The sequence below is a fragment of the Lichenicola sp. genome, assembly GCF_965198575.1.
In the GTDB taxonomy this organism is placed as follows: Bacteria; Pseudomonadota; Alphaproteobacteria; order Acetobacterales; family Acetobacteraceae; genus Lichenicola.
Genome location: NZ_OZ240671.1, coordinates 2,817,832 through 2,831,839, shown reverse-complemented (window position 1 = coordinate 2,831,839; position 14,008 = coordinate 2,817,832). Strand labels below are relative to the sequence as shown.

The window sequence follows — 14,008 nt, the reverse complement described above, 5'->3', positions numbered from 1 at the left end:
TGCGCCTCATGACCACCCTCGGGAGCTTCGACCGACGCATCCTGCTGCCGCTGTTCCAGCAGCGCTTGCGCCTGGTGCTGGCCCGCTCGGAGCTCAGCCAGACCGACTTCGCCCGCGCCGCCGGGATCGACCGCAGCACCCTGTCGCAGCTGCTGACGGATGGGGCCGACCGGCTGCCGCGGGTGGAGTCCCTCGCCGCGATCGCCCAGGTGGGCAGCACGTCGCTCGACTGGCTGCTCGGCCTCAGCCAGGACGACCAGATGACCGCGGGCGTGGTCACCGAGAGCCTGCAGATCGAGCGCGATGCACCGAGCCCGCTGGATGAGCGGCTGCTGCAATGGCATCGCGAGGCCGCCGGCTACCGCATCCGCCACATCCCGACGACCTTTCCGGACGTGCTCAAGACCGAGGCGATCATCGAGGCGGAATACGGGCATTTCGTGCCGCTCGGGCCGCGCCGCAGGATCGAGATCACCCAGTCGCGGCTCGAGTATCTGCGCCAGCCCGAGACCGAGATCGAGTGCTGCACCGCCCTGCAGACGTTGGAGGCGCTGGCCCGCGGCGAGGATATCTGGCGCCTGGTGCCACCGAGCGTGCGGCGCGCCCAGATCGAGCAGGTGATCGCCCTCTGCGACGAGCTGTATCCGCGGTTCCGGCTGTTCCTCTACGACCGCCGGCTGCTGTTCTCGGTGCCGCTCACGGTGTTCGGTCCGTTACGCGCCGCGATCTATCTCGGGCAGACCTATTTCGTGTTCCACTCGACCGAGCATATCCGCGCCCTGACGCGACATTTCGACCAGATCGTGCGGGGTGCCAGCATCCAGCCGACCGAGATCATCCGCCACCTGCAGACGCTGCTCTCCCGCAGCGGTTGATCAGGCCCGCGCTTATGGCACCCGGGCGGCGGTCGAGCAGGACAGCCTCTTCGGCGACCCGGCTGCTGTCCGACGACGCACCATCGCGCGCCTTCTTCCGATCGACCTCGCCTCCGACAGCATTCTCGTCGACACGCATGCCCTTGACCCGGATGAGCCATGTCGACGCCATGATGCTTCGCGTGGCCGGCCAGGAGTCGGATCGGATGGCGCAGCCTGCAGCCCGCAGCCGGCGGACTGCCTGCCAGGATCCGTCATGGACTGCGATGAAGGCGGCTTCTAACCTGACCAGAGGCCATGCCCCCCGGGCGACCAGCGGCCGAACGCTCTGCAAGGAGGAAACAACGTGAGCATCCGCATCAACGGATCCATGGCAATCCTGCCGGATGATCCACGCGTCTCGCTGCTTGATTTCCTCCGCGAGCACCTGCTTCTCGCGGGCACCAAGAAGGGTTGCAACCAGGGCGCATGCGGCGCCTGCACCGTTCTTGTGGACGGGACGCGCGTGCTGTCCTGCCTGGCGCTGGCTGTCCAGTACGAGGGCCGCTCGGTCACCACCATCGAGGGGCTGGCGGGCGACGACCTGCATCCGCTGCAGGCCGCCTTCATCGAGCATGACGGGTTCCAGTGCGGCTATTGCACGCCCGGGCAGATCTGCTCGGTCGTCGGCATGATGGAGGAACTGCGTCGCGGCTCGCCCAGCCACGTGACGGCCGATCTTGCCTCCGGGACGATCGCGCTCACGCCGGACGAGGTCCGCGAACGCCTGAGCGGGAACCTGTGCCGCTGCGGTGCCTATAACGGCATCGTCGATGCGGTGTGCTCCACCTATGCGGAGGCCGCGGAATGACCCCCTTCACCTATGCACGCGCCACCGATCCCGGAGAGGCCGTGCGTCTCGGCGGGGCGGCCTCGGCGCGCTATCTCGGCGGCGGCACCAATCTCGTCGACCTGATGCGCGAAACCATCGAGGCGCCCGCAGCACTGGTCGACGTCACCGGCCTGTCCGACGCGATCTCAGAGACCGGGGATGGCGGCCTCGTGGTCGGAGCCGCCGTGCGCAACACGATGCTTGCCGAGCACCACGCGGTCCGCACGCGTTATCCGGTGCTGTCACGCGCGATCACCGCCGGTGCGTCGGCGCAGATCCGCAACATGGCGACGGTCGGCGGCAATATCCTGCAGCGCACGCGGTGCACCTATTTCTATGACGATGCATCCCGCTGCAACAAGCGTCATCCCGGCGAAGGCTGTGACGCAATCGACGGCTTCAACCGCAACCACGCCATCCTGGGGGCCTCACCCGCGTGTGTCGCAACCCATCCGTCCGACATGGCCGTAGCGCTCGCCGCCCTCGACGCCGTTGTGCATCTGCGCGGTGCCGCGGGCGAACGGTCGGTGCCACTCGCAGGGCTGCACACGCTTCCCGCCGGGCACCCGGACATCGAGACAGTGCTGTCGCCGGGCGAGCTCATCACGGAAGTTTCGATCCCTGCCCTGCAGGGCGGTCAACGTTCGACATATCGCAAGGTGCGCGACCGGGCGAGTTACGCCTTTGCACTGGTGTCGGTTGCAGCGGTGCTCGAGCTCGACGGCGACACCGTCGCGGATGTGCGTATCGCCCTCGGCGGTGTCGCACCCAAGCCCTGGCGCGCGCTTAAAGCCGAAGCGGCGTTGCGTGGTCGCAAGGCGGATCACGCGGCATTTCTCGACGCTGCGGATGCGGAACTCGCGGATGCCGTCCCGCTCCTGCACAACGCCTACAAGATCGAGCTCACCCGGCGGGTGATCGCCGCGGTGCTCGGCGAACTCACGGAGATGCAGGCATGAGCATCATCAAGGATGCGGCCCAGGCCGTGATGAAGAAGGCGGTCCAGCTCGCACCCGACGGCTGGATGCCGAACGGACGTCCCGATCCGCTGATGACCCACAAGCACGGACTGATCGGCGCACCGGTCTCCCGCCTCGACGGCGCGTTGAAGGTCTCCGGCGCGGCACGGTTCGCGGCCGAGTTTCCGCTCGAGGACATGGCCTACGCCGCAGTTCTCTACAGCACGATCGCCAAAGGCCGGATCGCCTCGATCGACACCACGGCGGCGGAAGCGGCGCCGGGCGTGGTCCTGGTCATGACCTGGCGCAACGCACCGCGCATGAAGGCCCCGCCGCTGTTCGGAACCGCGTCGAAGGCGGCGGCTGGCGACACTGTTCCTGTCATGCAGGACGAGCGCGTGCACTGGAACGGCCAGCCGATGGCCGTGGTCCTCGCATCCAGTCAGGAGCAGGCGGACCACGCCAAGCGGCTGATCCGGATGAGCTACGAGGCCGAGCCGGCCATGACATCGTTCGCGGCCGCACGCGCGGAAGGGGCGGAACCGGCCGAGTTCATGGGCGAGAAGCTGCAGCTCGCGATCGGTGATGCCGAGGCAGCGCTGGCCGCCGCACCGTTCAAGATCGACCAGGCCTACACGACGCCGCGCCACAATCACAATGCGATCGAGCCGCACGCCGCGACGGTCGCCTGGGACGGTGACAGCCTGCGGATCCACGACGCCAGCCAGTGCGTCGTGCACACCGCCTGGTCGATCGGCCAGGTGTTCGGGATCGACGAGGCCCAGGTGCACGTCACCTCGCCCTATGTCGGCGGCGGTTTCGGCGGCAAGACCGTGTGGCAGCATCAGATCCTGGGTGCGGCGGCGTCGCGGCTCGCCGGCCGGCCGGTGCGCATCGCCTTGTCGCGAGAGGGTGTGTTCCGGATCGTCGGTGGTCGCGGCCTCACCGAGCAGCGCGTTGCACTTGCGGCCGATGCGGACGGGACATTCAAGGCGATCATCCATACCGGGACGGTCGCGATGACGCCGCACAACGCGATGCCGGAACCCTTCATCGTCGGCACACGCAGCGCCTATGCGTCGGAGACGTTCAAGCTCGACGTCGAGGTCGTGCGGCTCGACACGATCGCCACCACCTTCATGCGGGCGCCTGGCGAGGCAGTGGGCACATTCGCACTCGAATCCGCAATCGACGAACTTGCCGATCAGATCGGCATCGATCCGGTCGAGCTCAGGATCCGCAACGAGCCGGAACGCGATCCCACCACCGGTGTCGCGTTCTCGCAGCGCGACATCGTGGCGGCCTGGCGTGCGGGTGCCGCACGGTTCGGCTGGGACAAGCGTGGCAGGCCCGGTGCGCGACGGGAGGGCGAGTGGCTGATCGGGCTCGGCTGTGCAACCGCCACGTACCCATACTACCGCATGCCGGGCGGCGCCGCGCGCATCACGCTCACACGCGACGGACAGGCAAGGATCGAGATTGCGGCACACGAGATGGGAATGGGCACCGCGACAGTGCATACCCAGGTCGCCGCGGAACGGCTCGGGCTGGCGATGGAGCAGGTCAGCGTAACTTACGGCGACTCCTCCCTGCCGGGCGTGGTGCTCGCGGGCGGATCACAACAGACGGCCTCGATCGGGGCGTCGGTCATGGCCGCACAACACGTACTGGTTGCCGAACTGCTCAAGCTCGCCGGCAACGACTCTCCGCTTGCGGGCCTGAAGCCGGACGAGGTCGGCGGCGTCGATGCGGGCCTGGCGTCACTCGACGAGCCGTCGCGTCACGAGAGCTACGCCTCGATCCTGTCACGCGCCGGCCGCGACAGCGTTGTTGCCGAAGGCCAGGCGCCGAAGCCGCTCGAGACCGAGCACTGGTCGATGCATTCGCATGGCGCGGTATTCTGCGAGGCACGGGTCAATGCGGTCACGGGCGAAACCCGCATCAGCCGTTTCCTCGGCTCGTTCGATTGCGGCAGGATCCTGAATGCGAAAACCGCAACGAGCCAGTTCCGCGGCGGCATCATCATGGGGCTCGGCCTGGCACTGATGGAGGAAGCCCAGTTCGACGAGCGCAACGGACGCATCACCAATGCGAGCCTCGCCGAGTATCACGTGCCGGTGCACGGGGACGTGCCGCCGATCGAGGTCATCTGGACCGACATCCCGGACCCGCACGCGCCGATGGGTGCACGCGGCATCGGTGAGATCGGGATCACCGGGACAGGTGCCGCGGTCGCCAACGCGGTGTTCAACGCGACCGGCACGCGGGTCCGCACCCTGCCGATCACTCCGGAAAAACTGCTCTAGGCAGTCTCCGCGCGCCCGCGATCGTTCAGGCGGGCGTGGCGATCGGAGCCGGGACCCGCGCCTCAACCAGTGCGGCCGCCTGACGCTCTGCGAGCTGTTGCTTGTCGAAGCCCTCGACCATCTCATGATAGAGCCGGTGCCAGTTCAGGCGAGCCTTGAGGCGCAGGAACACGCTCCCCAGACCGACGGCCGAACGGTCGATCAGCACGAACTCGCGCGGCGGCTTGACGCCTCCCGTCCGCTGCAGTCCGGCATGCACGCGCTCGGCGACGGTTCGACCGAATGCAGGGTCGTCACTTTCCTGGATCTGCCGCACGCGATCCTGCAGCAGCGGCTCGTAGATGAAACGCGCCCACTCGTTGAGCACCTCCATCGTCTCGCGCGTGAGGTTGGTGAAACCCCAGCTCTGGTAGGCGTGATAGGCCTGGTCGTCGTCGTTGCGCTCGATCGCCTGGTGCAGGTCGATCACGCCCTGCACGAAGGCTGGCCGGAAAATGCGGATCGCACCGAAATCGAACAGGTTGAGACCGTTATCGGGCCGGACCTGGAAATTGCCGAGATGCGGGTCGCCATGGATGACACCGAAACGATAGAACGGCAGATACCAGGCGTTGAAGAGCGCACGCGCAGTGTCGTTCCGCTCCTCCATCGAGGGATTGCTATCGACGTAGGATTGGAGCGAGCGGCCATCGAGCCAGGTCATGGTGAGCAGCCGGGACGTGGACAGGTCCTCAATCGGCTCCGGAATGCTGATCCTTGGCTGCCCGGCGAGCATGTTCCGGTACAACCTGAGATGCGACGCCTCGCGCCCATAATCGAGTTCCTCGCGCAGCCGTTCGGCAAGTTCCTTATAGACCTCGTCAGACTGGATGGCGCTGTCCAGCCGGTGATACAGCGCCATCGCGACGCGCAGCTGCCGCAGATCGGCCTCCACCGTCGAGATCATGTCGGGATATTGCAGCTTGGCGGCGACCTCGCGACCGTCATGCAGCCTTGCCCGATGCACCTGACCAAGGCTTGCCGCCGCCGCCGCCTCCCGGTCGAACGACGCGTAGCGCTTCTCCCACTCGGGTCCGAGCTCGGCCGACATCCGCCGGCGCACGAACGACCATCCCATCGCAGGCGCATTGGCCTGCAGATGGGCGAGTTCCTGGGCGTATTCCTCGGGCAGCGCGTCGGGGATCGTCGAGAGCAGCTGGGCCACCTTCATCAGCGGACCCTTCAGGCCGCCCAGAACCGCCCGCAGATCCTCCGCATGCGCCGTCTTGTCGGTGCGGATGCCGATGCGCGATCCTGCAAGCCGGGCAGCGATGCCGCCGACCGCCCCGGACGTTCGGGCCAGCCTGCGGATCTCGCCGAACACGCTGCTGCCGCGGTCGATGTCGCGCTCTTTTGCCATCGGTCAGGCCTGCTCCAGCTCGTCGATGAAGCCGGAGATCACGTCCAGACCCTTGCGCCAGAAGGCGGGATCGCTGGCGTCCAGCCCGAACGGCGCCAGCAGCTCCTTGTGCCGCTTCGTGCCGCCGGCGCGCAGCATCTCGATATACTTCTCGCGGAAGCCGGGATGACCCTCCGCAAACACGCCATACAACGCGTTCACCAGGCAATCGCCGAATGCGTAGGCATAGACGTAGAACGGCGAGTGCACGAAATGCGGCACATACGACCAGAACACGTCGTATTCGGGGCTGAAATTGAATGCCGGACCGAGGCTTTCGGTCTGCACCTCACGCCAGATCGCACCGATCCGCTCGGGCAGCAATTCGCCGGTCCTGCGCTCGTCATGGATGCGCGTTTCGAACTGGTAGAAGGCGACCTGGCGGACCACCGTGTTCAGCATGTCCTCGACCTTGCCGGCCAGCATGCGACGGCGGCGGGCGGGATCGGTTTCGGCGTCGAGCAATGCACGGAAGGTCAGCATCTCGCCGAACACGCTGGCGGTCTCGGCCAGGGTCAGCGGGGTCGAGCTCATCAGGTAGCCCTGCTCGGCGGCCAGCACCTGGTGGATGCCGTGGCCGAGCTCATGCGCCAGCGTCATGACGTCACGGGTGCGGCCATGGAAGTTCATCAGGATGTAGGGATGCGCGGACGGCACCGTCGGATGCGCGAAGGCGCCGCTGGACTTGCCGGGACGGAGCGTCGCGTCGATCCAGGGCCGGTCGAAGAAGCGCCGGGCGATGCCGCCGAGCTCCGGCGCGAAGCCGGTATAGGCTCCCAGCACATGGGTGCGCGCATCGTCCCAGGACACGCTGCGGTCGTCATCGGAGGGCAGCGGCGCATTGCGGTCCCAGTGCTCGAGCTTCTCGAGCCCGAGCCAGCCCGCCTTCATCGCGTAGTAGCGATGCGACAACCGGCCATAATCGGCGGTGACCGCGGCAACCAGCGCGTCCACCACCTCGTCCTCGACCATGTTGCCGCGGTTGCGGGCGCTGCCGGGGCGCGGGTAGTGGCGCAGGCCGTCGCCGATCTCCTTGTCCTTGGCCAGGGTGTTGGTGATCAGCGAGAACAGCCGGACGTTGCGGCCGAAGGTCTCGCCGATCGCGCGGCCGGCCCGCTCACGGGTTGGCCGATCGCGGTCGGACAGCTTGTTGAGCGCGTCGCCCACGGTCAGCGACTTGCCGTCCAGCTCGACCCGGAGCGAGGCCATCGTCTCGTCGAACAGCCGGCTCCAGGCAGAGGCCCCGGTCACCGACTTCTCGTGCAGGACGCGCTCGACCTCCTCGGACAGCTGGTGCGGCCGGAACACCCGGAGATCGCGCAGGAACGGTGCCCAGCGGGCCAGGTCCGGATCGCCCTGCAGGCGCTCGAGGGCATCGTCGTCCAGCTGGTTGAGCTCCAGGGTGAAGAACACCAAACGGGTGGAGATCTGCGTCACCCGCTCGTTGATGGACTGGTAGAACCGGCCGATCGCCGGGTCGTCGGAATCGCCGGAGAACATCAGGCCGGCATAGGAGGCGGCGCGGCCCAGCCGTTCATCGATGCGCTCGAACTCGGCGATCGCGGCGGCGAGCCCGGCACCATCCAGGGCTGCAAGATGCCCGGCATGACGGGTTGCAAAGGATTCGGCGGCACGCTCCGCTTCGTCCAGGTCATGTCGAAGCTCGATGCTGTCCGGGTCCGGGTAGAGATCCGAGAGATCCCATTTGGGCAGATCCGACGGCTCAGGCAGGCGCGAATCCGTTACCGGCTCCGAGAGAGACCAGGAGGGGCCGGTGGCAGAGCGGACTACGCGGGGCATCAGCAGCTTCATCCTGTTCGGGCAATTCCCTTCACTTAAGGTCACATGACCGGTCAGCAAAGGGGAGCCGCCGCGGTTCTGCTGCATGCGAGGCGGACCCCGAGCCTGCCGGGGTTATCCGAGGTCGCTGCGCCCGGGGGTGCCCCTCGGGATAGACCACGCCGGTCAGGCCGGCGGCAGGTGTTCCGCGATGTAAGGCGGCAGGTCGAACGCGCTGTTATGAATGGCCGGCGTCCAGTAGCGCGTGGTTCCGAGGATGCCGGCCCGCTCCGCCGCTGCCTGCACGTCCTGCACCGGGGCGCGGGCAGCCAGGGCGCTCCCCTTGCCGGCGATACCGAGCGCCATGAAGCCGCCGACATAGGTGGGCACCGCGGCGACATATGCGGAGACACGCGGAAAGAAGCGGGCGCGGCGGAGGCTGCTCTCGCGGAGCTCGGACGCCTGCATGAAGGGCACGCCACCCTGGTTCACGATCAACCCGTCGGTCGTCAGGATGCGCGCGCAGTGTTCATAGAAGGCGTCCGTGAACAGCACCTCGCCGACTCCTTCCGGGTCGGTACTATCGACGATGATGACGTCGAAGCTGGCATCCGCCGCCTTCGCCACATAATCGATGCCGTCGCCGACGATGACCTCGGCACGCGGATCCGACCACGCGTCGCCACCGATGTCGGGCAGGTACTGCTTGGACAGCCGGATCACCTCGCCGTCGATTTCGACCATCACCGCGCGCTGCACCGTCCGGTGCTGAAGCACGCGCCGAAGCACCCCGCCGTCACCGGCGCCGATGATGAGCACGCTCGCGGCGCTGCCATGCGCCAGGAGCGGAACGTGGGCAAGCATCTCCTGATAGACGAATTCATCCCGCTCGGTGATCTGGATGGCTCCATCCAGGACCAGCACACGGCCGTGCGCCTCGCTCTCGAACACGACGATTTCCTGGAATGCGCTGGTGACTCGCGCCAACTCGCGCACCACGCGAAAGCGCTGGCCCCAGGACGGATACAAAGTCTCGTTGAGCCACATCTCGTCTGTCATGATTGTCCGCCGCTCTAGTGCGTGAAGTGCAAGCAGGTTCTTGTCGTGGCTGGTATGATGAAACTGCGGCAGACAAGAAAAAGGCCGGGACGAGCCCGGCCTCTTTCAAGCAATCGGCGGGTAGAATTCAGCCGACCCGGCCACGACGCTGCTCGTCCAGCACAACACGCGCTGCCTGGAACGTGCGCTGCATCACCGGTATCGCCAGGTGCGGATCACAGGCCCCGCACATGAAGATATCGACCGCAGCAAAGTCGCGCTCCGGCCAGGTGTGGATGGAGATGTGGCTCTCCGCCAGCACGACCACGCCCGACACTCCGCCATTCGGCGAAAAGTGGTGGAAATGGCTGTGCAGGATAGTTGCACCCGCAGCAAGCGCTGCTTCGCACAATGTAGTGTCAATCAACTCCGGATCACCGAGGTTGGTGGCATCCCACAGATCGACGAGGAGATGAGTGCCGGCAAACTTCATGCCGTCCCTCTCCACGAAGTAATCCTTGATTTCCTCCAGCAAACCTGTGGAGGAAACGGGCGACATCTGGATATTTCTCGGAGAGTCCGAGACCATCCCCAGTTGAGCAAGTGCGTTCATCACGTACCCCAAAACCAGTAGACGGCCTGTTGGGCGGGATCGCCCCCTTGGGCCAAGGTCGCGTGAAATAGGTCCTGCAGCGCGACAACGCAAGCCTTATCGCTCGAAAGAGGTTAAAAAAGCACTACAAAGCCTTGATCAACTACCGCCTTTGGACGGTTCTGCAACGACTGCGGTCAGCGCCGATTGTGCTGATGCGAGGTCGCTCGCGGAGCGCGAGAGGTCGGCGATCCCGGTGACGCTGGACGACGTCAGGAGCCGCATCATGCCGAGCTTGCCGGGATCCCCGAAGCGCGCCGCGTAGCGCCCTGCAAGCCGGTTCAGCTCGGACTGGTCACCTGAACGAGCCACGGCGGCGGCAAGACGAAGCACAAGATCCTCGCCAGCACCGTCGAGCATGCCCCCTGCCGGCAATCGGATGGTCGCCAGGGCGGCAACAGCCTTCGCCTCGCCGGCCCAATCCTTCTTTCGGGCAAGCTCCTGGGCACGCAGATCCTCAGCCGCTTCATCATGCAGCGGCTCCAGCGATTGCAAAGCAGCCTCAATGTCGCCGGCGGCTGCGGATGCGCGCGCCTGCATGAAGGCGCGGGATGCGACGAGATCAGCTGGCAAGCCTGCAGCCTCGCTGGCACCCAGAGCAGCCAGTGCGCCGGCTCCATCATCCTGGTCGAGGCTCAGCCGGGCGAGTTCGAGCCCAAGCCGGGCTCGGCCAGCACCCGGAGGGGCCCTGGTCGCGGCTGTCCGAAGAAGCACCGACGCGCGATCGGCAAGATCCAGCGCCGCGAGCTGTCCTGCAATCGCGATCGAGATCGCAGCCCCGTCATCACCAGGCGGCAGCAGATCGAGGTTGCTCTCGAGCAGATCAAGCCGGGCAACCGGCCCCGCGGCAGGCTCCGTGCCATCGACCGCTGGAGCTTGGTCGCTGGCAGCCTTGTTTGCGCTGGCACCGAGCGATGCGCTGTGAAGGATGACACCGGCCCGCCGAGCGACGTCGCCAGCGGCATCGGGGAAGTCGTGCGACACGATGCGCAGCTCCTTCAACGCGGCCGGCCAGTCCTGCTGCTGAGCCCGCAGATCCGCGATGCGGAGCCGGACCGGAAGCTCGTCTCCAGCCATCCGGGCATCCAGGATGCGCGTCTCGAGCCTCGCCGCGGCATGTCCGGCGTCAAACAGGTGCATCTTGAGCCGGAGGGTCACGGCCTCCTCAGCTGCGTGTTCCGCGACGATCGGATCCGGATCGGCCACCAGGCCGTCGAATGCAGACAGGCTCGCCTGATCGTGGCCAAGCCGCTTCGCCAGCAACGCCTGCGCCAGGAGAACGGAGCCGTCCCCGGTCAGCCCGGCCACGAGGCCCGCATCGCTCTCGTCGCCCGCGGTGACGAGCGCCAGCGCCGCCTCACCCAGCAGATGACGACGAAGCCGTGCGGGGTAGGCCTTCACCAGGTCCAGCCGAAGGCCGATCGCATGCGCAGCGCTTCCATTTGCGGGATCCCGCCTGGCCAGGTCGAGCGCGCGCCATAGGACCACCTCATCGGAGTTGTCGATCCGCGGATCGGCAAGGCGGACCGTGGCATCAGGATCCTGCGTCAGAAAGGCGGCGGCTGCCTGCAAGAAACGAGAGCGTGCCTGGTCCAGCCCGCTCGGTGCATCCTCATCAGCAATCATGGCGATCTCGCCGGCGTCACGACCGCGGTCGAGCGCCAAGGCGGCCTCGGCGGCGTCGAGCCGGTGGCCACGGCGTGCAGCCAATGGCAGCGCTGCGGCCGCAGCCACCGCGATCTTGTAGCGGCTTTGAAGTTCTTGAGCGTCGGCGGCAGGAAGATCAAGGCTGCGCGAGAAGTTGCCCGCTGCTCGCTGCAGCCCGACTTGCAGCGGCTCGAGACCATCCGGCGCGTCCAGGACGAAGCCGCCCGAGGCCGAACGTAACTCGAGCTGGTCCGACAGCCGCTCGACCGCGACGCCGAGGATGGTCGATACAAGGGCGTAGCCGACGCCGGAACGGGATGGCGCAAGGCTCTGCCCCTCATGCCGCGTCGTGCCGACCAGGATATCCATTCCGGTCGCCGGATCGGGTACCGTAACGACGCGACCAGGCTCCACGACCGGCAGGCGCACGGCGCCGGCGTCACTCCGGGGCGCGATCGTCGCTGCGATCGGCAAGGAACTCGTCATCGAGATCAGCCAGCCGTCGGGAGACCGGTGCAGGAACGGGTGCGCATCGGCGGAAGGCGTCATGGTCAGGACAGCGCCCGAAGGCAGCACCGCAAAGATCGCCTGGCCGAATACCGGATCCCCCGCCACGCTTACCAGATCGACCGGCTTGTCGCTGTCGAAGACGACGAAGAGCGTGGTGCCCCGACGGTAAGCAGCCGCCCCGACATGCTTGTCGAAGGGGAGCATGAGGCCGCCGGGCTTGCCCTGATCCGGCGGCACGATCGATGCCGCGATCGAGACCGGACCACCGTCCGCCTCGGGCTGTCCGTGCGCCGTCCCCGGGCCTGCGGTCACGTCCGATTGGCCGCCTACAGGTGACGTCGCGGCACCGGTGACCAGCGCTACCGGCTTTGCGTTCGATGCGCCTGAAATCCTCCTGGCCGGCGGGGGTCCGTCAGCAACCGCAACCAGGGGAGACGGGAGGCCCGGCAGCAGCGACGCGCTGACTGATCCAGCAGACGCGGCTGCGTCCGGAAGCCGGCCGACCGGTTTCGCATCTGCATTCGAGGCGCCAATCCCGGGCGAAGCCGCCTGCGGTGCCGGCGGGAAGACATCGACCACCAAACGGCGGCCGATCGTCATGATCCGGACGCTGCTCGACGGCTGCAGCCGAAGCGTCAATTCATCGGCGCCAGCGACGACGCCGAGGATACCTGGGCCGCCATCTTTCGGAGAGCCTACCAGGCGGACCGGTCGGCTGAAATGGAGCACCTCCTGTTCTCCGCTTCCCGAAGCAGAACAGGTGACGCCCGCCGGAAGCAAGACTGCCAGGCGCCCGAACGACACATGATCGCCAATTCTGAACGCAGCCATTGGCCCGATCGATGTCATCGGAGCGCTGCCGGCCTGGGCCGACACGGCTCCTGCTGCCCAGATCAGGCTTACCAGCAGAACCAGGCGAGCCAACAGGTGCATCAGTCGAAACTGGCCAGCAATGCGTCGATGTCAGACTGATCCATCGCCGCCGCGGGGAGTTGCGGCCCGTTGAGAAGCACCACCTCGGGGGAATGCTCCGGGGACTCGATCCTGGGGGCCGATTTGCCGCCGAACGTCTGCACGATCCGGGCGATTGTCGTCTCGATATTCTGCAGCGTATGCACCACCTTCGTGATTCGCTGGCCGGTGATGTCCTGAAAACTGCAGGCCTCGTAGATCTTCATCGTCGCATCCTGAAGCTTGCCAGCCCGCACGCCGTCCATCTCGGCTCCAAGCGCATCGAGCGTTTCGCAAACTTCGAGAATCGATTCCGTTGCCGACGCAGTATGGGCCACGATGGCGTCGAGCTCGTCGGTGGCGCATGGGATGTAACTTACGGTGATATCATCCACTCCCAACGCCGCGATCTCCTGCCGCGTCGTCGCGACCGCCTGACCGAGGCTGCCGATCTCGTGCAGCAACGCGGCTTCCCTTGAACTCAGGTCCCCACTCATGCTGGAGAGAATGGCGACCACCACCTCCCCCACGACATCAGACTTGGCATCCGGATAGCGGCTGCTCAGCTCCTTGAGCCTCTGTGGCAGATCTGACACCTCACGCATTTCCAAGCACCTTCTCGATCTTCCCCTTGAGGGTCTCGGCGTTGAAAGGCTTCACGATATAATTCGATACCCCGGCCTGCTTCGCCGCGACGACGTTCTCTGCCTTGCTCTCGGCCGTGATCATGATGAAGGGGAGAGTTTTCAGTTTGGCGTCCTTGCGAACTTCCTGGAGAAGTTCCAGGCCCGTCATCGGCTGCATGTTCCAGTCGCTGATGACCAGCCCGTAGCTGCCGGCGCGCAGCTTTGAGAGCGCCTCTGTCCCGTCCGTTGCCTCATCGACGTTGTCGAACTCGATCTGCTTGAGCAGATTGCGGATGATCCTCAGCATCGTCTTGTAATCGTCGACGATGAGGACATTCATGGAGTGATTGATCGAC

Annotated in this window: 11 protein-coding genes; 4 read left to right on the top strand and 7 right to left on the bottom strand. The window is 66.3% G+C overall.

Features of this window, described 5'->3' with window-relative positions; all coding sequences use genetic code 11:
• Window positions 1-8: 8 nt before the first annotated feature.
• From ACOEQ2_RS12865 to ACOEQ2_RS12850, 4 genes are all read left to right on the top strand, one after another.
• Window positions 9-875: a helix-turn-helix domain-containing protein gene (locus ACOEQ2_RS12865; RefSeq protein WP_419728368.1), complete on the top strand. Its 867-nt coding sequence runs from the start codon at window positions 9-11 to the stop codon at window positions 873-875.
• 370 nt (window positions 876-1,245) lie between these two features.
• Complete coding sequence (locus ACOEQ2_RS12860; RefSeq protein WP_419731221.1) at window positions 1,246-1,725, top strand: 2Fe-2S iron-sulfur cluster-binding protein; 480 nt, start codon at window positions 1,246-1,248, stop codon at window positions 1,723-1,725.
• Window positions 1,722-2,705: an FAD binding domain-containing protein gene (locus tag ACOEQ2_RS12855; protein WP_419728367.1), complete on the top strand. Its 984-nt coding sequence runs from the start codon at window positions 1,722-1,724 to the stop codon at window positions 2,703-2,705. The genes ACOEQ2_RS12860 and ACOEQ2_RS12855 overlap by 4 nt, the downstream gene beginning before the upstream one ends.
• A complete protein-coding gene (locus ACOEQ2_RS12850) occupies window positions 2,702-5,011 on the top strand; it encodes a xanthine dehydrogenase family protein molybdopterin-binding subunit (protein ID WP_419728366.1) in 2,310 nt (769 codons plus the stop codon). Before ACOEQ2_RS12855 ends, ACOEQ2_RS12850 begins: the two co-directional genes overlap by 4 nt.
• Before the next feature lie 25 nt (window positions 5,012-5,036).
• Here ACOEQ2_RS12850 and ACOEQ2_RS12845 read toward each other — a convergent pair whose 3' ends face one another.
• From ACOEQ2_RS12845 to ACOEQ2_RS12815, 7 genes are all read right to left on the bottom strand, one after another.
• Window positions 5,037-6,410, bottom strand: coding sequence for an ABC1 kinase family protein (locus ACOEQ2_RS12845; RefSeq protein WP_419728365.1), 1,374 nt, complete (start codon window positions 6,408-6,410; stop codon window positions 5,037-5,039).
• Between the two features lie 3 nt (window positions 6,411-6,413).
• Window positions 6,414-8,249: a M3 family oligoendopeptidase gene (locus ACOEQ2_RS12840; protein WP_419731220.1), complete on the bottom strand. Its 1,836-nt coding sequence runs from the start codon at window positions 8,247-8,249 to the stop codon at window positions 6,414-6,416.
• 165 nt (window positions 8,250-8,414) lie between these two features.
• Window positions 8,415-9,287: a polyamine aminopropyltransferase gene (gene speE / locus ACOEQ2_RS12835; RefSeq protein ID WP_419728364.1), complete on the bottom strand. Its 873-nt coding sequence runs from the start codon at window positions 9,285-9,287 to the stop codon at window positions 8,415-8,417.
• 127 nt (window positions 9,288-9,414) lie between these two features.
• Entirely contained in the window at window positions 9,415-9,879 is a 465-nt protein-coding gene (gene speD / locus ACOEQ2_RS12830) for an adenosylmethionine decarboxylase (protein ID WP_419728363.1), read from the bottom strand.
• Window positions 9,880-10,017: 138 nt separating this feature from the next.
• Entirely contained in the window at window positions 10,018-13,008 is a 2,991-nt protein-coding gene (locus ACOEQ2_RS12825) for a hypothetical protein (protein WP_419728362.1), read from the bottom strand.
• Entirely contained in the window at window positions 13,008-13,631 is a 624-nt protein-coding gene (locus ACOEQ2_RS12820) for a protein phosphatase CheZ (protein WP_419728361.1), read from the bottom strand. The genes ACOEQ2_RS12825 and ACOEQ2_RS12820 overlap by 1 nt, the downstream gene beginning before the upstream one ends.
• Entirely contained in the window at window positions 13,624-14,004 is a 381-nt protein-coding gene (locus tag ACOEQ2_RS12815) for a chemotaxis response regulator CheY (RefSeq protein WP_419731219.1), read from the bottom strand. Before ACOEQ2_RS12815 ends, ACOEQ2_RS12820 begins: the two co-directional genes overlap by 8 nt.
• Window positions 14,005-14,008 lie beyond the last annotated feature (4 nt).